General features: G+C 65.0%; 18 protein-coding genes. 13 read left to right on the top strand and 5 right to left on the bottom strand.

Annotated elements, in window-relative coordinates; genetic code table 11:
* Positions 1 to 223 precede the first annotated feature (223 nt).
* Positions 224 to 2,152 (top strand): alkyl/aryl-sulfatase, encoded by a 1,929-nt coding sequence (locus GGD63_RS23175; RefSeq protein ID WP_183245466.1) that lies wholly within the window; start codon positions 224 to 226, stop codon positions 2,150 to 2,152.
* A 163-nt stretch (positions 2,153 to 2,315) separates the two neighbouring features.
* On the opposite strand, the gene GGD63_RS23180 is transcribed toward GGD63_RS23175, so the two are convergent.
* A complete protein-coding gene (locus GGD63_RS23180) occupies positions 2,316 to 3,386 on the bottom strand; it encodes a glycosyltransferase family 4 protein (protein ID WP_183245467.1) in 1,071 nt (356 codons plus the stop codon).
* A gap of 275 nt (positions 3,387 to 3,661) precedes the next feature.
* Between GGD63_RS23180 and GGD63_RS23185 the strand changes: the two genes are divergently transcribed.
* Genes GGD63_RS23185 through GGD63_RS23200 form a run of 4 tightly spaced genes read left to right on the top strand, consistent with a single transcriptional unit; the run spans position 3,662 to position 9,569 of the window.
* Positions 3,662 to 5,425, top strand: coding sequence for an ABC transporter ATP-binding protein (locus tag GGD63_RS23185; RefSeq protein WP_183245468.1), 1,764 nt, complete (start codon positions 3,662 to 3,664; stop codon positions 5,423 to 5,425).
* A gap of 57 nt (positions 5,426 to 5,482) precedes the next feature.
* Positions 5,483 to 7,687 carry an amylo-alpha-1,6-glucosidase gene (locus tag GGD63_RS23190; RefSeq protein ID WP_183245469.1) on the top strand — a complete coding sequence of 735 codons (2,205 nt, stop codon included), beginning with the start codon at positions 5,483 to 5,485 and terminating at the stop codon, positions 7,685 to 7,687.
* A gap of 23 nt (positions 7,688 to 7,710) precedes the next feature.
* Entirely contained in the window at positions 7,711 to 8,232 is a 522-nt protein-coding gene (locus GGD63_RS23195; protein WP_183245470.1) for a PRC-barrel domain-containing protein, read from the top strand.
* 23 nt (positions 8,233 to 8,255) lie between these two features.
* The gene (locus GGD63_RS23200; protein ID WP_183245471.1) at positions 8,256 to 9,569 is read left to right on the top strand and encodes an MFS transporter; all 1,314 of its coding nucleotides are present in this window, start codon (positions 8,256 to 8,258) and stop codon (positions 9,567 to 9,569) included.
* 38 nt (positions 9,570 to 9,607) lie between these two features.
* Here the strand turns inward: GGD63_RS23200 and GGD63_RS23205 are convergent, their stop codons facing one another.
* The 4 genes from GGD63_RS23205 to fixL all read right to left on the bottom strand — a co-directional run bounded on the left by GGD63_RS23205 (position 9,608) and on the right by fixL (position 13,086).
* On the bottom strand, positions 9,608 to 10,306 hold the full coding sequence (locus tag GGD63_RS23205) for a helix-turn-helix domain-containing protein (RefSeq protein ID WP_183245472.1): 699 nt from the start codon (positions 10,304 to 10,306) through the stop codon (positions 9,608 to 9,610).
* A 184-nt stretch (positions 10,307 to 10,490) separates the two neighbouring features.
* The gene (locus tag GGD63_RS23210) at positions 10,491 to 10,904 is read right to left on the bottom strand and encodes a response regulator (RefSeq protein WP_183245473.1); all 414 of its coding nucleotides are present in this window, start codon (positions 10,902 to 10,904) and stop codon (positions 10,491 to 10,493) included.
* Between the two features lie 43 nt (positions 10,905 to 10,947).
* On the bottom strand, positions 10,948 to 11,565 hold the full coding sequence (gene fixJ, locus GGD63_RS23215; protein ID WP_183245474.1) for a response regulator FixJ: 618 nt from the start codon (positions 11,563 to 11,565) through the stop codon (positions 10,948 to 10,950).
* 3 nt (positions 11,566 to 11,568) lie between these two features.
* Positions 11,569 to 13,086, bottom strand: coding sequence for a sensor protein FixL (gene fixL, locus GGD63_RS23220; protein ID WP_183245475.1), 1,518 nt, complete (start codon positions 13,084 to 13,086; stop codon positions 11,569 to 11,571).
* Between the two features lie 208 nt (positions 13,087 to 13,294).
* On the opposite strand from fixL, the gene GGD63_RS23225 reads away from it, so the two are divergent.
* The 8 genes from GGD63_RS23225 to GGD63_RS23260 all read left to right on the top strand — a co-directional run bounded on the left by GGD63_RS23225 (position 13,295) and on the right by GGD63_RS23260 (position 20,458).
* Entirely contained in the window at positions 13,295 to 14,128 is an 834-nt protein-coding gene (locus tag GGD63_RS23225) for a universal stress protein (RefSeq protein WP_183245476.1), read from the top strand.
* 40 nt (positions 14,129 to 14,168) lie between these two features.
* On the top strand, positions 14,169 to 14,594 hold the full coding sequence (locus GGD63_RS23230) for an HPP family protein (RefSeq protein ID WP_183245477.1): 426 nt from the start codon (positions 14,169 to 14,171) through the stop codon (positions 14,592 to 14,594).
* A 322-nt stretch (positions 14,595 to 14,916) separates the two neighbouring features.
* Positions 14,917 to 16,566: a cytochrome-c oxidase, cbb3-type subunit I gene (gene ccoN / locus GGD63_RS23235; RefSeq protein ID WP_183245478.1), complete on the top strand. Its 1,650-nt coding sequence runs from the start codon at positions 14,917 to 14,919 to the stop codon at positions 16,564 to 16,566.
* Between the two features lie 11 nt (positions 16,567 to 16,577).
* Positions 16,578 to 17,312, top strand: coding sequence for a cytochrome-c oxidase, cbb3-type subunit II (ccoO, locus tag GGD63_RS23240; protein ID WP_183245479.1), 735 nt, complete (start codon positions 16,578 to 16,580; stop codon positions 17,310 to 17,312).
* 13 nt (positions 17,313 to 17,325) lie between these two features.
* Positions 17,326 to 17,490 carry a cbb3-type cytochrome c oxidase subunit 3 gene (locus GGD63_RS23245; protein ID WP_183245480.1) on the top strand — a complete coding sequence of 55 codons (165 nt, stop codon included), beginning with the start codon at positions 17,326 to 17,328 and terminating at the stop codon, positions 17,488 to 17,490.
* A 6-nt stretch (positions 17,491 to 17,496) separates the two neighbouring features.
* On the top strand, positions 17,497 to 18,369 hold the full coding sequence (gene ccoP, locus GGD63_RS23250; RefSeq protein ID WP_183245481.1) for a cytochrome-c oxidase, cbb3-type subunit III: 873 nt from the start codon (positions 17,497 to 17,499) through the stop codon (positions 18,367 to 18,369).
* Between the two features lie 121 nt (positions 18,370 to 18,490).
* Positions 18,491 to 19,957: a cytochrome c oxidase accessory protein CcoG gene (gene ccoG / locus GGD63_RS23255; protein ID WP_183245482.1), complete on the top strand. Its 1,467-nt coding sequence runs from the start codon at positions 18,491 to 18,493 to the stop codon at positions 19,955 to 19,957.
* Positions 19,958 to 19,972: 15 nt separating this feature from the next.
* Positions 19,973 to 20,458, top strand: coding sequence for a FixH family protein (locus tag GGD63_RS23260; RefSeq protein WP_183245483.1), 486 nt, complete (start codon positions 19,973 to 19,975; stop codon positions 20,456 to 20,458).
* Positions 20,459 to 20,460: the final 2 nt, after the last annotated feature.

Here is a 20,460-nt window from a genome sequence, read left to right on the forward strand (position 1 = left end):
TCTCTCGCCAAGGCATCGGCTGGTCCTCCCAGCCGACAGAGAACTGTCACCCATCCATCCGGTCTACTGTGTTACCTCTCTATCCGGTCTGGACATTCGCGCCACCTTCTCCCGCAAGGGGAGAAGGGAAGAGGCATCTCGTTCGATTTCCGCAGTCCCCTCCCAATAGCAATCGCCAACGAGATGCGGTTAGATGCCCGCGACAAGCGGGGAGGACATAAAGATGACAGAAACCAGCGGCGAACCCAAGGACGCAACGCCCACCATCATCGCGCAGCATGAGGCGATGCTGAATGCGCTGCCGTTTTCCGACACGCGGGATTTCGATGATGCCGCGCGCGGCTTCCTTGGCACGATCGAGCACGCGGAGATCACGAACCCGCAGGGCCGGACGGTCTGGAGCCTGAAGCCCTACGGCTTCCTGTCGGCCGAACAGGCGCCGCCCACGGTCAACCCGAGTCTGTGGCGGCAGGCGCGGCTCAACATGCATCACGGCCTGTTTGAGGTGGTGCCCGGCGTCTATCAGGTGCGCGGGCTCGACATCGCCAACATGACGCTGATCGAGGGCGACAGCGGCGTCATCGTCGTGGACACCCTGACCTCGAACGAAGGCGCGCGCGCTGCGCTCGATCTTTATTTCAAGCATCGGGGCCTGAAGCCGGTCGCGGCCGTCATCTTCACGCACACCCACACCGATCACTGGGGCGGCGCGCGCGGCGTGCTGGAGGAGGATGCGCTCGCCAGTGGCAGCGTGCCCATCATCGCGCCGAACCTGTTCATGGAACATGCCGTCTCCGAGAACATCATCGCAGGCCCCGCGATGCTGCGCCGGGCGCAATATCAGTTCGGCCCGTTTCTCGCCAAGGGGACGCGGGGGCAGGTCGACAACGGGCTCGGCAAGTCGATGGCGGCAGGCGGCGTTGCGCTGCTGCGCCCGACCGACCTGATCATGGCGACCGGCGACAAGCGTGTGATCGATGGCGTCGAATTCGAATTCCAGATGGCGCCGAACAGCGAAGCGCCGGCGGAGATGCATTTCTTCATTCCGCGCTACAAGCTGCTGAATCTCGCGGAGAACTGCACCCACAATTTCCACAATCTGCTGCCGTTCCGCGGCGCCGATGTACGCGATGCGCTGGCATGGTCGAAGTACCTGGGCGAGGCCTTGCAGCTGTGGAACGGCAAGGCTGAGGCGATGTGCGGCCAGCACCACTGGCCGGTATGGGGACGCGAGCGCATCGGCACGATGATCCGCCAGCAACGCGACCTCTACAAGTTCGCGCATGACCAGACCATCCGCCTGATGAACCATGGCCTCAACGCCGCCGAGATCGCCGAGACGATTCAGCTCCCGAAGAGCCTCGAGGGCGCCTGGCACGGCCGCGGCTATTACGGCCACATCCGGCACAATGTGAAGGCGATCTACCAAAAGTATCTCGGCTGGTACGACGCCAATCCGGTCAATCTCGATCCGCTGCCGCCGGTGGAGTCGGGCAAGAAGTACGTGGAGTATATGGGAGGCGCGGACGCTATCCTCGCGCGGGCGCGCGCGGATTTTGACAAGGGCGAATTCCGCTTCGTCGCGCAGGCGCTCGGCCATCTCGTCTTCGCCGAGCCCGACAATGCGGCGGCACGCAGCCTGCTTGCCGATACGCTGGAGCAGCTCGGCTATGCCGCCGAGAGCTCGACCTGGCGCAACGCCTATCTGTTCGGCGCGCAGGAGCTGCGCCAGGGCATGCCGAACATCCCGCCGCGTCCGCCGATGCCGCGCGAGACACTGGCCGCGCTGCGCACCTCGCAGCTTTGGGACGTGCTCGGCATCCGCCTCAATGGCCCCAAGGCGGAAGGAAAGCACATCGTGCTGAACTGGCGTTTTTCCGACACCGGCGAGACCTTCGTGCTCAACCTGGAGAATTCGGCGCTGACCTATACCGAGGGCGTGCAGGCAGAAGGCGCCGATGCCAGCTTCACGCTGGCGCGCGCGACGCTGGACGAGGTGATCGCGAAGCTGACGAGTTTTCCGGAGGCAGTCGCCGCCGGCAAGGTCAAGCTTGCGGGCAATCCGATGAAGCTCGCCGAGCTGATGGGCCTGATGGACGAGTTCCCGCGCATGTTCGAGATCGTGGAGCCGAAGCGGGCGGTGGTGAGGTAGGGGAGCGCGGTCCGCCGCGTTCTAGCGCTCGCTGTCATCGCCCGGCTTGACCGGGCGATCCAGTATTCCAGAGACCGCGGTGCTTGAGCCGAGAAGCTGCGGAGTACTGGATGCCCCGGTCAAGCCGGGGCATGACAGTGTGCCTTGAGGTGAGAGCGACCAGCTACTCCGCGCTGCTGACCAGCTTGATCCGCGGCGCTTGCTCCTCGGTCAGGCTGCGATAGGCGGCGAGATAGTCCAGCGCCATCCGCCGCGCGGTGAAGCGCGTCTCGAATTGCTTGCGGATCGCGGCGCGGCTCAGTTGCGGGAGCCGCTTGACGACGCCGGCGGCGCTGATGACGTCCTCGACCACGAAGCCGGTCAGGCCCTCGTCGATGATCTCAGGCACAGAGCCGCGGTTGAAGGCGATCACCGGCGTTCCGCAGGCCATGGCCTCGATCATCACGAGGCCGAACGGCTCCGGCCAATCGATCGGCAGGAGGAGTGCAAGCGCGCCGCTGAGGAAGTCGGACTTCTCGTGATCGCTGATCTCACCGATGAACTCCACCAGCGGATTGTTCTCGATCATCGGACGGATCAGCTCGTCATAGTAGTCCTGGTCGGCACGATCGACCTTGGCCGCGATCTTCAGCGGGATGCCGCAATGGGTTGCGATCTTGATGGCGCGATCGACGCCCTTCTCCGGCGCGATGCGGCCGAGCACGGCGAGATATTCCTGTTTCACCGGTTTCGGCGTCAGCAGGTTCTCCGGCAGGCCATGGTGGATCGTCGTCACCCAGCTCGCCTGCGGCACCGGCCGCCGCTGCGCGTTCGAGATCGAGATGACAGGCATTTTGGTGAAGGTATTGAAGACGGGCTGATGCTCCGGCAGGTCGAGCCGGCCGTGCAGCGTGGTCACGAACGGTGTCGGCTGCCGGTAGAACAGCGACCACGGATAGTAATCGAGATGGAAGTGGAGGAAGTCGAACTCCTCGTCGTCACATTTCTGCCGCACGCGCTCCAGGAGCACCATGTGCAGGGCGTTGGGGTCGCGTACGGAACCGTCGAGGCGAAGCGCCCGCGGCCATAATGCATCGAGCTTCGCAGATGTCTGCGAGTCGCCGCTGGCGAACAGCGTCACGTCATGTCCCAGGGCCACCAGCTCTTCCGTCAACCAATGCACCACCCGCTCGGTGCCGCCATACAGCTTGGGTGGAACAGCCTCCGTCAACGGAGCTACCTGCGCGATGCGCATCTCGCCATCTCCTCTGCGATCATGAATGTTGAAACCCCCGCCTGTACGGCACCGGCAATGCCAGCCAAGGGAACGTTCCCGCACTTGCGAAGTTCCTTCCCCCAAACGTTACTTATTCGACACGTTGGGGCTCGTCGCGATGATGCCACGACATCTTCGCAGATCGTCCGCATCCGCATGTCGTGATCACTGAGCCCGGGAACCGGGACGAAGCGGTCGATGTTCAAGTCGATCAGTACGAATTGAAAAAACCATCACGACGGGGCGATAGCCATATGGATCAGCTTTCTGGATACGCGCGCAGACCATTTGCCTTTGTATTGCGCTATCTCAGGCGTCGCCTCGCATCACATCTGGTGATCTTGACCGCGGTCGTTGCGGCGGTTGCCTGCTCCGTGGGCACGCAGTACGGCGTCAAATCCCTGGTCGACGGTCTGTCGGCGGGAACTTCGCATGGCGGCAGCGTATGGCTGGCATTCATTCTGCTCATGTCACTGATCGCTGCCGACAACTTCCTGTGGCGGATCGCGAGCTGGACGGCGAGCTTCACCTTCGTCCGCGTCACCGGCGATCTCAGGCGTGACATCTTTCGCCATCTCACCGGGCACGCGCCGAGCTATTTCTCCGATCGCATGCCCGGCATGCTGACGAGCCGCATCACAGCGACCTCGAACGCGGTGTTCACGGTCGAGAACATGTTCGTCTGGAATGTCCTGCCGCCGTGCATTGCCACAATTGCGGCAATCATGCTGATTGGAACCGTCAGTCCCTATATGGCGCTCGGCCTGATCGTGATCGCCGGCGGCATGGTGATCGCGATGTTCCACCTGGCCGCCGCCGGCAAGCCGCTGCACGACGACTTCGCGGACAAGGCGGCTGTCGTCGATGGCGAGATGATCGACGTCATCAGCAACATGCCGCTGGTCCGTGCCTTCTGCGGCATCAGCCATGAGCACGAGCGGTTCGATGCGACCGTCAATCGCGAGCTCACCGCGCGCGGCCGCAGCCTGCGCTATCTGGAGAAGCTGCGGCTGACCCATGCCGGCGTGACCGTTCTCCTGACGGTGGCGCTGATGGCCTGGGCCATCACGCTCTGGCAGCAGGGCGAGGCGACCACCGGCGACGTCGTGCTGGTCTGCACGCTCGGCCTCTCCATCCTCAACGCGACGCGAGATCTCGCGGTGGCGCTGGTCGATGTCACCCAGCACGTCGCGCGGCTGACGGAGGCGATTGCGACACTTCTCGTGCCGCACGAATTGCGTGACCATCCCGAGGCCGAACCCCTGGTCAAGAGCGGTGCCGCGATCGCGTTCAACAACGTCACCTTCGGCTATCCCGGGGCTGAGAAGATCTTCGAGCGTTTCAGCCTGCGGCTGCAGCCCGGCCAGCGCGTCGGTCTGGTCGGCCACTCCGGCGGCGGCAAGTCGACGATGTTCACGCTGCTTCAGCGCTTCTACGATGTCGACGAGGGCAGCGTCACCATCGACGGCCAGGACATTGCCAAGGTGACGCAACTGAGCCTGCGCGAGGCGATCTCGGTGGTGCCGCAGGATATTTCCTTGTTTCATCGCTCCATTCGCGAGAATATCCGCTATGGTCGCCCCAACGCCACAGACGACGAGGTGCTGCGCGCGGCGATCGCGGCGCGCTGCGACTTCGTCGAGAGCCTGCCCGAGGGCCTAGACACCATGGTCGGCGACCGCGGCGTCAAGATGTCCGGCGGCCAGCGCCAGCGCATCGCCATCGCGCGCGCCTTCCTGAAGGACGCGCCGATCCTGCTGCTCGACGAGGCCACCGCGGCGCTCGACAGCGAGTCCGAGGAGGCGATCCGCGAGGCGCTGACCCGCCTGATGCGCGGCCGCACCGTGGTTGCGATTGCGCATCGCCTTGCGACGCTGCGCAATTTCGATCGCGTGGTGGTGCTGAAGGCCGGCAGGATCATCGAGGACGGCGCGCCCGACCGCCTGATGCAGGGCCACGGCCCGTACCGTGAGCTGGTGACGCAGGAGATGAGCCGGCTCGCGAAAGTCGCCGCGTAAGCCCGACAGTCGCCTTCGCGTTGGTTGCGTCTCGAAACAAGCGCAGGGGAGCCGCTTATGGCAGCCGAAGTCATCACCAAGTTCGTCTCTATGGCGCGGACCGTGGAGCAGGTCGTGGAGCAGCCCTTCTATATCCCGATGACGGGGCCCTCGGCGCGCCCGCGACGCTCGCTCAAGCACGATGACACCTTCATCGTGCTCGACAGTCATGGCGACATCGGCGCATCGGCGGGCGGGCCGGACGGCCTGTTTCACCACGACACACGCTATCTCGCGCGGCTGGAGCTCGTGCTCGACGATCTCCAGCCCTTGCTGCTCGGCTCGAACCTGCGCGACGACAATTCGGCGCTGACCGTCGATCTCACCAACCCCGACATCTACCGCGAGGGCAGCCTCGTGCTGCAAAAGGACCTGCTGCACATCGTGCGCACGGTCTTCCTGTGGCGCGGCACGGCCTATCAGCGCATCGGCGTGCAGAACCACGGCGACCGGCGGGCCGGCTTCGAGCTGACGCTGCTGTTCGACAACGATTTCGCCGATCTGTTCGAGGTCCGCGGCGAGCGGCGCCCGCGCCGCGGGACGGGTACGAGCCGGTTGCTCGGGCCGACCGACGTGCTGTTCGAATATCGCGGTCTCGACGATTGCGAGCGCACCACCGGCCTGCATTTCGATCCGCGTCCGACGCGGCTCTCCGTCAATGCCGCCACGTGGCAGCTCGAACTGGATCCGCACGAATCGAAATCGCTGTTCGTGGCAGCATCCTGCAACCGGCCGATCGCGGAGAAACCGGCGCGCTTCTTCAGGGGCCTGCTCGCCCACCGCCGCGAGATGCGGCAGTCGACGATGGGCGCGGCCAGCATCGAGACCTCCAACAACATCTTCAACGAGGTGCTGTGCCAGGCCATGGCCGACCTCAACATGCTGATGACGGAGACGCCGCAGGGCCGCTATCCCTATGCCGGCATTCCCTGGTATTCGACGACCTTCGGGCGCGACGGATTGATCACCGCGCTGCAGATGCTGTGGATCGATCCGCGGATCGCCAAGGGCGTGCTCAGGCGGCTCGCGCATTTCCAGGCCAGGGCGATCGATCCGCTGGCCGATGCCGCGCCCGGTAAGATCCTGCACGAGATGCGCGGCGGCGAGATGGCGGCGCTGCGCGAGGTGCCGTTCGCGCAATATTACGGCAGCGTCGATTCGACCGCGCTGTTCGTGTTGCTCGCCGGAAGCTATTTCGAGCGCACCGGTGACCAGACGACGCTGATGGAGCTGTGGCCCGCAATCGAGGCCGGGCTCGCCTGGATCGACGGTCCCGGCGATCCCGACCAGGACGGCTTCGTCGAATACCAGCGTGCGACGGAGAAGGGGCTGGCCAACCAGGGCTGGAAGGATTCCTACGACGCGATCTTCCATGCCGACGGCCAGCTTGCGGAGGGCAATATCGCGCTCGCCGAAGTCCAGGGCTACGTCTATGCGGCCAAGCAGCTGGCCGCGCGCTGCGCGTTGCGCCTCGGCAAGCCCGACCTCGTGCGCAAGTTCGAAGCCGAAGCCAAGGCACTGGCCGAGCGCTTCGAGCAGGCGTTCTGGTGCGAGGAGCTCGGCACCTACGCCCTGGCCCTCGACGGCAAGAAGCGGCCCTGCAAGGTGCGGACCTCAAATGCCGGGCAGGTGCTGTTCAGCGGCATGATCCGGGAGGACCGCGCCCGTCTCGTCGCCGCCGACCTGATGCGGCCGCATTTCTTCTCGGGCTGGGGCATCCGCACGGTCGCGCAGGGCGAGGTGCGCTACAATCCGATGTCCTATCACGACGGATCGATCTGGCCGCACGACAACGCGCTGATCGCGCTCGGGCTCGCGCGCTACGGCCTGAAGCATTCGGTGGCGCATGTCTTCAAGGGCCTGTTCGACGCCGCCACCTATATGGACCTGCGCCGGCTGCCCGAACTGTTCTGCGGCTTCCGGCGCGAGAAGCGGCGCGGGCCGACGCTCTATCCGGTCGCCTGCGCGCCGCAGGCCTGGGCCAGCGCGACGCCGTTCACGCTGCTCGAGGCGGCGCTGGGCATCGAGTTCGACGTGGCGCGCGGCGAGATTCGCCTGCGCAATCCGCATCTGCCGGCGTTTCTGAACGAGGTCATCCTGCGCGATCTGCGCCTCGGCGATTCCAGCGTGGACTTGCGCGTCAGCCGCCATGGCGACGACGTCGCGCTGGAGGTGATGCGCACGCGCGGCCAGATCCAGGTGTCGATCGTGCTGGCGCGCTAGCGGCGCGCGGTGAGGAGGGTGTTATGCGTGCGATCGGAGTGCTGATACTCGGCATGGCCGTCGTCGCGGGCCTGGCGGTCGCCACCTCGCGCGCCGCCGACGGGCCGCCCGCGGGCCAGACTGAAGCAAATGCGCCGGCGACGGCTCAGCCGCCGACCTCGACCGTTCCGATCACGCCGAAGGACGCCGCACCGCCGCCGTCGGTCACCATCATCGGCGCGAGCGATGCACATGGCGTGCTCGGCCGCGACGTGCGTAGCGCTGCGGACGAGGACATGGGCCGCATCGTCGATGTCATCGTCGACCGGGACGGGCGCGTGCGCGCGGCGGTGATCGATTTCGGCGGCTTCCTCGGCGTCGGCAGCCGCAAGATCGTGGTGGACTGGAACGCGATGCGGTTCGGCAAGATTGCCAACAAGAAGGACAGCATCACGCTGGAACTGACCAAGGCGCAGGTCGCGGCCGCGCCGGAATACAAGGAAGACACGCCGATGGTCGTGCTCGGCGCGTCCGGCAGCCTTCAACCGCTGCAAACGATCCAGTGAGGTGTCGGGAGGGCTGACCGCCTGTGCTGTTGTCGAGGAAGCCGAAGCATGCAGATCGCGATGGCCACGTTGAACGGGACAACGTCGCCGCGCTGCCGCCTGCGGGCATTCCGGCGCCGTCGCGTCAGAGCCTGCGCGGCCTCGACTGGTTCATCTTCTTCCTCGCCGACGTGCAGACCGGCTTCGGTCCCTTCATCGCGGTCTACCTGACGACGCAGAAATGGACCCAGGTCGAGATCGGCCTCGTGCTGTCGATCGGCGGCATCATCGCCCTGATCGGACAGATGCCGGGCGGCGCGATCATCGATGCCGCGAAGTCCGAACGGCTGGTCGCAGCGCTCGCGATCGCGACCATCGGCGCCTGCGCGCTCGCCTATGCAGCGATGCCGGTCTTCCCCGTGGTGGTGACGGCCGCCACCCTGCATGCGATGGCGAGCTGCGTGCTGGGGCCGGCGATCGCGGCGATCAGCCTCGGTCTCGTCGGCCCGCTCGCGATCGGCGAGCGGCTCGGCCGCAACGCGCGGTTCGCCTCGCTGGGTAACGGCGTCGCGGCCGCCGTGATGGGCACGGCCGGATATCTGCTGTCGAGCCGCTCGGTCTTCCTCGTCACCTTCCTGCTCGCGATCCCGACTCTGATCGCGCTGTCGCGCATCCGCGAGGAGGAGGTCGACATCAGGCGTTGTCACGGCGAGATGCCGCCGGAAGCCGCGGACCGCGGCGACACCAATATCTGGCACCTGATCCGGCAGCGTCCGCTCATCGTCTTCGCGCTCAGTGTGCTGCTGCTGCAGCTCGCGAACGCGGCGATGATGCCGCTGATGGCGAGCGCAGTGACGGCGCGGTCGAGCCAGTGGGCGACGGTGCTGGTCGCGGCCTGCATCATCGTGCCGCAGGCGATCGTGGCGCTGCTGTCGCCAACCATCGGGCGCAAGGCGCAAGCCTGGGGCCGCCGGCCGCTGCTGTTGATCGGATTCGGCGCGCTGACGATTCGCGGTCTGCTGTTCGCGACCGTGCGCGATCCCTATCTGCTGGTCGCGGTGCAGGTGTTCGACGGTCTCACCGCGGCGGTGTTCGCGGTCATGATTCCGCTGATCGTCGCCGACGTCGCCTTCGGCAGCGGTCACTTCAACCTGGCGCAAGGCATCGTCGGCACCGCGACCGGCATCGGCGCGTCGCTGAGCACGGCGCTCGGCGGCTATGTCAGCGACAAGTTCGGCAACGCCACCGCCTTCATCGGGCTGTCCGGCGTCGCCGCGACGGGGCTGCTGCTGATCCTGTTCGTCATGCCGGAGACCCGGCGCACCGGCATGATCGTGACAAAAGAAATGGCCGGCTGAGGACTTCAGCCGGCCAAAGTGGGCAGGGAGGAAGAATGTCAGGCGTCGAGATTGTGCAGGCGCTGGCGGTTGCGTAGCACGATCTGGCGGGCGCCGGAGAAGCCGAGAATGCCCTGGGTGTGAAGCTGGGACAGCGCACGCGAGACGGTTTCGAGCGTGAGGCCGAGATAGTCGCCGATGTCGCGGCGGCACATCGGCAGCGCCATCATGCCGGCAACCGCGAGGCGGCGGTCCATTTCGAGCAGGAAGGTCGCAACGCGCTCCATCGCGGTTTTGCGGCCGAGGAGCAGCATGTGGTCTTCGGCGTGACGCAGCTCGGAGGCCGTCATGGCCCAGAGCTTGCGGGCGACCTGCACGTCGGTGCCGGCGGCCTTCTCGAGACTGCCGCGCTTCACGAGGCGCACGGTGGTGTCGATGATGGCCTCGGCGGCAAGGCGATGGCTGGGACCGGATTCGAGGCCGAACACGTCGCCGGGAAGATGGAAGGCGCCGATCTGGCGGCGACCGTCGGAGAGAAGCTTGTAGCTGCGCACCGCGCCCGACACGACCTGGTAGACATATTCGGCCGGCTCGTCCTCGCCGTAGATCTCCTCGTCCTTGCGGTAGGAGAACTCGGTGGCGACGAGACCGACATGGCCGGTGATCGCGCCGAACTGGTCGGAAACGGGGTGAGCAGGGGCAATCTTGCCACCGATTTGGGTGTTGATCGCCTGGGTCTTGAGTGTCTGGGTCAGCATCTGCGCCATCTCCGTTGTGATGACGCATTGGTACGCGGTATCGGGGGGTTCGAAAATTTCGAGCGATATCTTAAGGGGGTCTACCTACGTAGAAGCCCGTAGGTCGGCATGACATGGACCTGCAGCGCCAAATCAACGCAGGGCGCGCCGCGGTTTTCCAGAAAAATCATGCTCGAACAATCGGTTACCGAGGCCGGTCCTGGATGGCGCGGCGGATGCGCTTGAGCAGGTTTTCATCGAGAAGCGGCTTCAAGACCACGTCCTTGACCCCCGCTGCGGCCGCCCGGGTCGAGATGTTCTCGTCAGGATAGCCGGTGATCAGGATCACGGGCGTCTCGCTGTCGGACTTGCGCAGGCGGCCGGCGAGTTCGATGCCGTTGATGTCGGGCATCTTGTAGTCGATGACGTAGCAATCGGCTCCCAGCGCGCCGCTGGCATTGAGCAGCGCCGTGCCGCTCCTGAAGGTCCGCACGGCAAAGCCGTCGGTTTCCAGCAGGAACCGCAGGGATCCCAAGACGGCGGCGTCGTCATCAACCACAAAGACGGTAGGTTTTGCGGGGGACGGCAGCTGCTCATGGTGTGAGCTGACCTCGATCATTTTGCTTGGCTAGCACAGCACCGCGAAAGGGCCTTGACCTGCCTCAATCGTTGAGCATGCCGGCGCGCATCGCGAGGCGCACCAGCTCCGAGAGACTGTTGGCCTGCATCTTGGTCATGACGTTGGCCCGGTACACCTCGATGGTGCGCGGGCTGATGTCGTATTCGCGGGCGATCAGCTTGTTGGAAAGGCCTGCGATCAGTCCTTCCATTACCTGGCGCTCCCGGGGACTCAAGGACGCGACGCGGGCGGCGATGTCATGCGCCACGGCCTCGTTCTTGGCAGCCGGCTCGGCCTGGCGTATCGCCGCCTCGATCATCGCGGTGAGACGATCGTCCTCGAACGGCTTCTCCAGGAAGTCGACTGCCCCGAGCTTCATCGCCTCGACCGCGAGCGGCACGTCGCCGTGACCGGTCATGATCAGGATCGGAAACGAACTGTGCTGCGCCTTCATCCACTTCAGGAGCTCGATCCCGTCGAGGCCCGGCATGCGCACGTCGGAGACGACGCAGCCGAAGGCGAGGCCAGGCAGGGCGTCGACGAAGCTCTGCGCATTGTCGAACAGCGTGACGCCGAAGCCGGCGGAATCCAGCAGAAAATTCAGCGAGTCCCGCATCGCGTCGTCGTCATCGATGACGTAGACATGTCCCTTGGTCGTCATGCATCAATTCTCATCCGCTGCCGGGAGGGTGAAACGGAATGTCGCCCCGCCCGATGCGTTGCTCTCGGCCCACATGCGCCCGCCGTGAGCCTCGATGATCGAGCGGCTGATGGACAGTCCCACGCCCATGCCGGTTTCCTTGGTGGTGAAGAAAGTTTGAAACAGGTTCGGAATGACGTCGTCCTGGAAGCCGGAGCCGGTGTCGGACACCTCGATCTCGATCATGTCGTCGGCGACGGGGGTGTTGGTGACGACGAGCTCGCGCCGCGGCGACTGCGCCATCGCCTCCAGCGCGTTGCGGAACAGGTTGACCAGGACCTGCTGGATCTGCACCCGGTCGGCGAGAACGAGGTCTGCTTCCGGATCGAGGCTGAAGCGGAGCTGCACGTTCTGCTCGCGCGCGCCGGCGAGGCCGAGCGCGCCGGCCTCCTCGATCAGCTTGGACAGGCTCTCGACCCGCTTCTCCGATTCGCCGCGGGAGACGAAGTCGCGCAGGCGACGGATGATCTGGCCGGCGCGCAGCGCCTGCTCGGCGGCACGGTCCAGCGCGCTCTCGACCTTCGGCGTGTTCGGATCGACGCTGCCGGCAAGCAGCCGCCGCGAGCCCTTCATGTAGTTGCTGATCGCCGCCAGCGGCTGATTGAGCTCATGCGCGAGCGCAGACGCCATTTCGCCCATGGCGCTCAGCCGCGAGACGTGGACGAGCTCGGATTGCAGCTCCTGCAGCCGCGCCTGGGTCTGCTGGTGCTCGGTGAGGTCGCGGACGAAGCCGGTGAAATAGGGCTCGCCGCCGGACTGCATCTCGCCGATCGACAGGTGCATCGGGAAGGTGGTGCCGTCGCGCCGCCTGCCGGTCACGATGCGGCCGATGCCGATGATGTGGGGATCGCTGGTGGTGCGGTAGCGCGCAATGTAGCTGTCATGCCGCGAGCGATCGGGCTCCGGCATCAGGATGCTGACGTTCTGGCCGATCGCCTCGTGTTCGGACCAGCCGAACAGGCGCTCGGCGGCGGTGCTGAACAGCTGGATGATGCCGTGGCCGTCGATGACGATCATGGCGTCGGGGATCGTGTGGAGGATCGAGCGGAGGTGGGTCTCGCGGGTCCGGAGCGCACTCTCGACCTGCTTCTCCTCGTCGATATCGAGGAAGATGCCGCGGAGATGGCGGGCCGAGCCGGTTTCGTCCCGAATGACGCCCGCCCGGGCGCGAATCCACTGTCCTCCATTGGAGGCGCCCGCGACCTTGAAGGACACGTCGAAGCCGCCGCCGCGTTCGCTGACGTGCTTGATTGCGCTTTCGACGCGGTCGCGGTCCTTTGGCTCGAGCCGCGACAGGAAGAGGTCGTAGCTCGCCGGCTGGTCCTGCCCGATCCCGAGCAGGGTCCGCGCGGTATCCGACCAGTCCAGAGCCCGAGTTCTGAGGTCGAGATCCCAGGTGCCGACGCCGAATCCCTCGATCCGGACCCGAAAATGCTCGCCCCTGCCGTCGTCAGGCGGTTGCGTTACGCGGGTCGGCATCAAGCGGTCACTCCCCTTGTCATGCTGCGGGCAGGGTGCCGCAAGCGCGCCGGTAATTTTCGCCTAAGCGCGAGCCGGAGGCAAGTTCCGATGTTTGATTTTGTTGGTGTAATTCCGGCGATCCCGGACGGCGAGCGGTTTGATCTATCTCATCCCGCTTTGCGTCGGCAGGACTAGATTTCGCATAGTTCATTGCCTGCGGAGAATCCCGATGACATACGCGACCGTGATGGTCAGCCTGGCGCTCGATCAATCCAACGAGGCGCGTCTTCAGGTCGCGGGTGAGCTCGCCGAGCGATTCGAAGCGGCCATCGTCGGGGTCGCCGCGGCGCAGTTGGCCCCGCCGCTCTATTTCACCGACGGCGCCGAGGCCCAGAGGCTGATCGACGAGGGCGAAGCTTCCGTCAAGCGGCGCCTGGCGGGTCTGGAGGCGCAATTCCGTGCGGCGACGAAGAATCGTGGCGGGCACGTGGAGTGGCGCAGCGCCCTGGATTTTCCGGCGCGATTCGTCCTGGCGCAGGCGCGCTGCGCCGACATCGTCGTCAGCGGCGGGCACAGCACGGTCTTCTCCGACGCTTTCGCGCTGGCAAGCCCCAGGGATCTGGTGATGCAGGTCGGCCGTCCGCTTCTCGTCGTGCCCGACCGGGCCAACTGGCTCGATCTGCGCAGCGTGCTGGTGGCGTGGAAGGATACGGCAGAGGCGCGGCGGGCGGTGGCCGACGCGCTGCCGATGCTGCGCAAGGCGAGGGACATCACCATCGTCGAGATTCCGGAGCAGGGCGACGACCGTTCGAGCGTGATGGCCGGCGTCACCGACGTCGCTGCCTGGCTCGCCCGTCACGGCGTCACCGCGACCGCGCGCGTGCTGGACAGCGCGCGGAACGAAACCGCCGCCGCCCAATTGGAGAAGGCCGCCGGCGATGTCGGCGCCGGCCTGATCGTGGCGGGCGCCTACGGGCATTCGAGATTTCGCGAGCTGATCCTGGGCGGCGTCACCCAGTATCTGGTCACGCAATCCGCCCGCAGCGTGCTGCTGTCGCACTGACGGCCGGTCGGCCACAATAACAAGTTGAGGAGGACGCGCCGTGTACAGATTTATCGAGCAGACCGTCGACGGCTACATGACCCGCAACGTCAAGACGGTGCAGCGCGACCTCAACATGCTCCAGCTCAGCGAGATGTTCGAGCGTGACGATTTCAACTCCTATCCGGTCGAGGACGACGGACAGGTGGTCGGCATCGTCACCAAGTTCGACATCCTGAAGTGCTTCGCCTTCACCCCAAACCAGATGCTGCCGCGCTATCATGACCTGATGAGCCGCAAGATCGGCGACGTCATGACGCCGGAGTTCATCTATGTCAGCCCCGACACGCGCCTGACGCGCGTGCTCCAGATCATGGTCGAGCACCGCATCAGGAGCATCATCGTGCTCGACGGCACGCAGAAGCTGGTCGGAATCATCGCGCGCGAGGACGTCATCAAGGCGCTCAAGGCTACCGCGCGCGACTGACCTCTCCTGCTCAATTCCCTCGATCGAGCTCCGTGATTTCACGGCTACGCTTTCCCTTACCTTCTCCCCTTGCGGGAGAAGGTGGCGCGAAGCGCCGGATGAGGGGTGTCTCTCCGCGGAAAGACTCTTGTTGAGGAACTAACTCCTCACCCAACCGAGTTTGACGCAAGGTCCTCGCCGCCCTCTCCCGCAAGGGGAGAGGGAACTTCATCTGGCGCCACGCCGTCTCACATTAACAGAAATCCATCTGTCTTGATTTCAATCAATTCCCCGCGAGGGTGAATGTGGTTTCTGGCCCTGTGTTCTTTCAGAGAGAATCCGCATGAGCCAGCCCTCCATCTCCAAATCCATGACCATCGGTGAAAGCGGCTTGGCTGTCGTGTTCGCAGCCACCGCCTTCCTCTGCGTGATCGCCGCGGCCAAGGCGCTCGACGCGCCCTTCGCCTTCCATGCTGCGCTCAGCGCGGCGGCGAGCCTGGCGGCGGTGTTCTGCATCGTCAACCGCTACTTCGAGCGCCCGGCGGCGCTGCCGCCGGCGGAGATCAACGGCCGCCCCAATTACAACATGGGGCCGATCAAGTTCTCCTCCTTCATGGCGATGTTCTGGGGCATCGCCGGCTTCCTCGTCGGTCTCATCATCGCTTCGCAGCTGGCCTGGCCCGCGCTGAACTTCGATCTGCCCTGGATTCAGTTCGGCCGGTTGCGGCCGCTGCACACCTCGGCCGTGATCTTTGCCTTCGGCGGCAACGTGCTGATCGCGACGTCCTTCTACGTCGTGCAGAAGTCCTGCCGCGTTCGTCTCGCCGGCGACCTCGCGCCCTGGTTCGTCGTGCTCGGCTACAACTTCTTCATCCTGGTCGCGGGCACGGGCTATCTGCTCGGCGTGACCCAATCGAAGGAATATGCCGAGCCGGAATGGTACGCGGACCTCTGGCTGACCATCGTCTGGGTGGTCTATCTGCTCGTCTTCCTCGTTACCGTCATCAAGCGCAAGGAACCGCACATCTTCGTCGCGAACTGGTTCTATCTCGCCTTCATCGTGACGATCGCGGTGCTGCATCTCGGCAACAACCCGGCGCTTCCCGTCTCGGTGTTCGGCTCGAAGTCCTACGTCGCCTGGGGCGGCATCCAGGATGCGATGTTCCAGTGGTGGTACGGCCATAACGCGGTCGGCTTCTTCCTGACCGCGGGCTTCCTCGCCATCATGTACTACTTCATTCCGAAGCGCGCCGACCGGCCGATCTATTCCTACCGCCTGTCGATCATCCACTTCTGGGCGCTGATCTTCCTCTACATCTGGGCAGGTCCCCACCATCTGCACTACACGGCGCTGCCGGACTGGACGCAGACGCTCGGCATGACCTTCTCGATCATGCTGTGGATGCCCTCCTGGGGCGGCATGATCAACGGCCTGATGACGCTGTCGGGCGCCTGGGACAAGCTGCGCACCGACCCCGTGCTGCGCATGCTGGTGGTCTCCGTCGCCTTCTACGGCATGTCGACCTTCGAAGGCCCGATGATGTCGATCAAGGTGGTCAACTCGCTCAGCCACTACACCGACTGGACCATCGGCCACGTCCACTCCGGCGCGCTCGGCTGGGTCGGCTTCGTCTCCTTCGGCGCGCTGTACTGCCTGGTGCCGTGGGCGTGGAATCGCAAGGGCCTCTACAGCCTGAAGCTCGTCAACTGGCACTTCTGGGTCGCAACGCTCGGCATCGTTCTCTACATCTCGGCGATGTGGGTGTCCGGCATCCTCCAGGGCCTGATGTGGCGCGCCTACACCTCGCTCGGCTTCCTCGAATATTCCTTCATCGAGACCGTCGAGGCGATGCATCCCTTCTACATCATCCGCGCCGCAGGCGGCGGGCTGTTCCTGATCGGCTCGCTGATCATGGCCTACAATCTCTGGATGACCGTTCGCGTCGGCGAGGCGGAAGTCCAGATGCCCGTCGCTCTTCAGCCGGCGGAATGAGGAGCTCCAACATGTCGTTCTGGACACGCCACCAAGTCTTCGAAAAGAACTCGATCATCCTGATCGTCGGTATCCTGCTGGTGATCGCGATCGGCGGTCTCGTCGAGATCACCCCGCTGTTCTACCTCAAGAGCACGATCGAGAAGGTCGACGGGGTGAGGCCTTACACGCCGCTGGAGCTCGCCGGTCGCAACGTCTATGTCCGCGAGGGCTGCTATCTCTGCCACTCGCAGATGGTCCGGCCGCTGCGTGACGAGGTCGAGCGCTACGGCCACTTCTCGCTCGCCGCCGAGAGCATGTTCGACCACCCGTTCCAGTGGGGCTCCAAGCGCACCGGTCCGGACCTTGCCCGCGTCGGCGCCAAATATTCCGACGACTGGCACGTCACCCACCTGATCAACCCGCGCGCGATCGTGCCGCAGTCGGTGATGCCGGGCTATCCGTTCCTCAGCCAGAACGAGGTGGATCCGGGCACGATCGCCGACCACATGCGCACGCTGCGGACCGTCGGCGTGCCCTACACCGACGATCAGATCGCCAATGCAGGTGCCGATCTGAAGGCCCAGGCCGATCCGGACAATGCCGGCGGCGATGCCTTCAGCAAGCGCTACGCCAAGGCGGTGGTGCGCAACTTCGACGGCAAGACCGGCACGCCGACCGAGATGGACGCGCTGATCGCGTACCTGCAGATGCTCGGCACGCTGGTCGACTTCAAGATCTACAACGAGAAAGCCAATCTTCGCTGAGAAGGCATCAACGATGAAAGCCATTCTGACAGCCCACAATCTTGCGTCCGAGCTGGTGACGACGATCTGGACGCCGGTGTTCGTCGCGATCTTTCTCGCGATCATCGCCTACGCATTTTGGCCCCGTAACAAGGCCGCGTTCGACGAAGCGGCACACCTGCCGTTGCGGGAGGAGTGAGAGACCATGACCGATCATAGCGAAGTCGATACCGTCACCGGCAAGTCCACGACCGGACATGAATGGGACGGCATCAAGGAGCTCAATACGCCGCTGCCGCGCTGGTGGGTGATCACCTTCTACCTCACCATCGTCTGGGCGATCGGCTACTGGATCGTGTATCCGGCCTGGCCGCTGATCTCCAGCAACACCATGGGCGCGTTCGGCTACTCCTCGCGTGCCGACGTCGCGGTCGAGCTCGCCAATCTCGAGAAGATCAGGGGCGACAAGATGGTGGCGCTGGGCGCGGCCTCACTCGCCGACATCGAGAAGGACCCGGCCTTGCTGGCGCTCGCCCGCGCCAAGGGCAAGACCGTGTTCGGCGACAATTGCGCGCCGTGCCACGGCTCCGGCGGTGCCGGCGCCAAGGGCTTCCCGAACCTGAATGACGACGACTGGCTGTGGGGCGGCACGCTCGACCAGATCATGCAGACCATCCAGTTCGGCGCGCGTTCCGGCCACACCAAGACGCATGAGGGCCAGATGCTCGCCTTCGGCAAGGACGGCGTGCTGAAGGCCGACGAGATCGTCACGGTCGCGAATTATGTGCGCTCGCTGTCGGGCCTTCCGACCCGCAAGGGCTTTGACGCGGCCAAGGGCGAGAAGATCTTCGCCGAGAACTGCGTCGCCTGCCACGGCGATGGCGGCAAGGGCAACCAGGAGCTCGGCGCGCCGAATCTGACCGACAAGATCTGGCTCTACGGCTCGGATGAGGCCGCCCTGATCGAGACCATCAGCCAGGGCCGCGCCGGCGTGATGCCGGCCTGGGAAGGGCGGCTCGATCCCGCCACCATCAAGGCGATGGCGGTCTACGTCCACTCGCTGGGCGGCGGCAAATAGTCGATCGGCGGCCAATGGGTTCGAACGGGGGCGAACAAAAGCGCCCCCGTTTGAGCTGGATCAACTGACGCGGCGGTGTCGGGTCTAGGTTTAATCGCACCTTTTCGAGAAGCTCCAGGCGATGAACAAGACCGTGAACCCCAAAGACCTCACATCGGGCGATGACGACGGGCCGCTCTACGCAGCCCGGAAAAAGGTCTATCCCCAGAGCGTCTCCGGCACGTTCCGGCGGATCAAATGGGGCCTGATGGCGTTCTGCCTCGGCGTCTACTACTTCCTGCCCTTCGTGCGCTGGAATCGCGGTCTCGGCGCGCCCAGCCAGGCGGTGCTGATCGATCTTCCCAACAGCCGCTTCTATTTCTTCTTCATCGAGCTGTGGCCGCAGGAGGTCTACTACTTCACCGGCCTGTTGATCGTCGCCGCAGTGGCGCTGTTCCTGCTGAACTCCATCGGCGGCCGGATCTGGTGCGGCTATCTCTGCCCGCAGACGGTCTGGACCGACCTGTTCTATGCCGTCGAGCGCCTGATCGAGGGCGACCGGCGCGAGCGGATGAAGAAGGACGCCTCGACCGATCCGATGAAGCTCGAGCGCATCTCCGAGATCGTGCTCAAGCATTCGATCTGGCTGCTGATCGCCTGGTGGACCGGCGGCGCCTGGGTGCTCTACTTCAACGATGCGCCGACCCTGGTGAAGGAGCTCGTCACCTTCCAGGGGCCGATGATCGCCTATGTCTGGATCGGCATCCTCACCGCAACGACCTATCTGCTCGCCGGCTACATGCGCGAGCAGGTCTGCACCTATATGTGCCCGTGGCCGCGCATCCAGGCGGCGCTCACCGACGAATGGGCGCTCAATGTCACCTACCGCTACGACCGCGGCGAGAAGCGCACCTCGGTGAAGAAGGCGGCCGAGCTGCGGGCGCTCGGCCAGCAGGTCGGCGATTGCGTCGATTGCTACCAGTGCGTCGCGGTTTGCCCGACCGGCATCGACATCCGCAACGGATCGCAGATGGAATGCATCCAGTGCGGGCTCTGCATCGACGCCTGCGACAACGTGATGGCCAAGATCGGCCGGCCGAAGCGGCTGATCGGCTACGACAACGACATCAACATTCATCGCCGCCAGGAAGGCAAGGCGCCGATCTACCGGATCGTGCGGGCCCGTACGATCGTCTACAGCGTGATCATCGCCGCGGTCGGCGGCATCATGGTCTATACGCTGGCGACACGCAGCCTGCTCGACGTCAACGTGCTGCACGACCGCAATCCGGTCGCGGTCAAGCTCAGCGACGGCTCGATCCGCAACGCCTACACGGTGCGGCTGCTCAACAAGAGCGGCTATGACCGTGCCATTGCCATCGACGTGGAGGGGCCGGTCAACCCCACCATGCACGTCGTCGGCGCAGATTCGGTGACGCCGGACCGGCCGATCATCGTGATACCGCGCGACTCCACCAGCGAGCTGCGGCTGCTGGTCACCGCACCTGCTGAAAACAATCCGGAGAAGTCGATTCCGGTCCGCTTCCACGTCATGGATATCGGACTGGGCGTCGCCGCGAGCGCCACCGACAATTTCGTCTCGCCGTAGGACCAGGAGACTGCCATGGCATCCAAGCCGCTGACCGGAACCAAGGTGCTCCTGATGCTGGTCGCCTTCTTCGGCCTCGTGATCGGCGTCAACGTGACCATGATGAAGCTCGCGATCGCGACGCTGCCGGGCACGGACGTCGACAGCCCCTATGCCGCGGGCCTGACCTATGAGCGCGAGATCTCGGCGGCGCAGGACCAGGCCGCGCGCAAATGGCAGGTCAGCGCGCATATCGAACGCCGCACCGACGGTGGCGCCGCGATCCGGGTCGAGGCGCGTGATGCGAGCGGCCAGCCGCTCGCCGGATTGAAGTTCGGCGGACGCCTGGAGCGGCCGACCGACAAGCGCGCCGACCTCTCGGTCGAGCTCGCGGAAGCCGGCATCGGCGTCTATCGCGGCAATGCTGCGTCCGTCGCGCCGGGGCAGTGGGATCTGGTGATCGAGGGTGAGACGCGAGGAGCGCGTGTGTTCCTGTCGCGCAACCGCGTGATCCTGAACTGAGG

This window comes from Bradyrhizobium sp. cir1 (assembly GCF_014198245.1).
Lineage (GTDB): Bacteria > Pseudomonadota > Alphaproteobacteria > Rhizobiales > Xanthobacteraceae > Bradyrhizobium.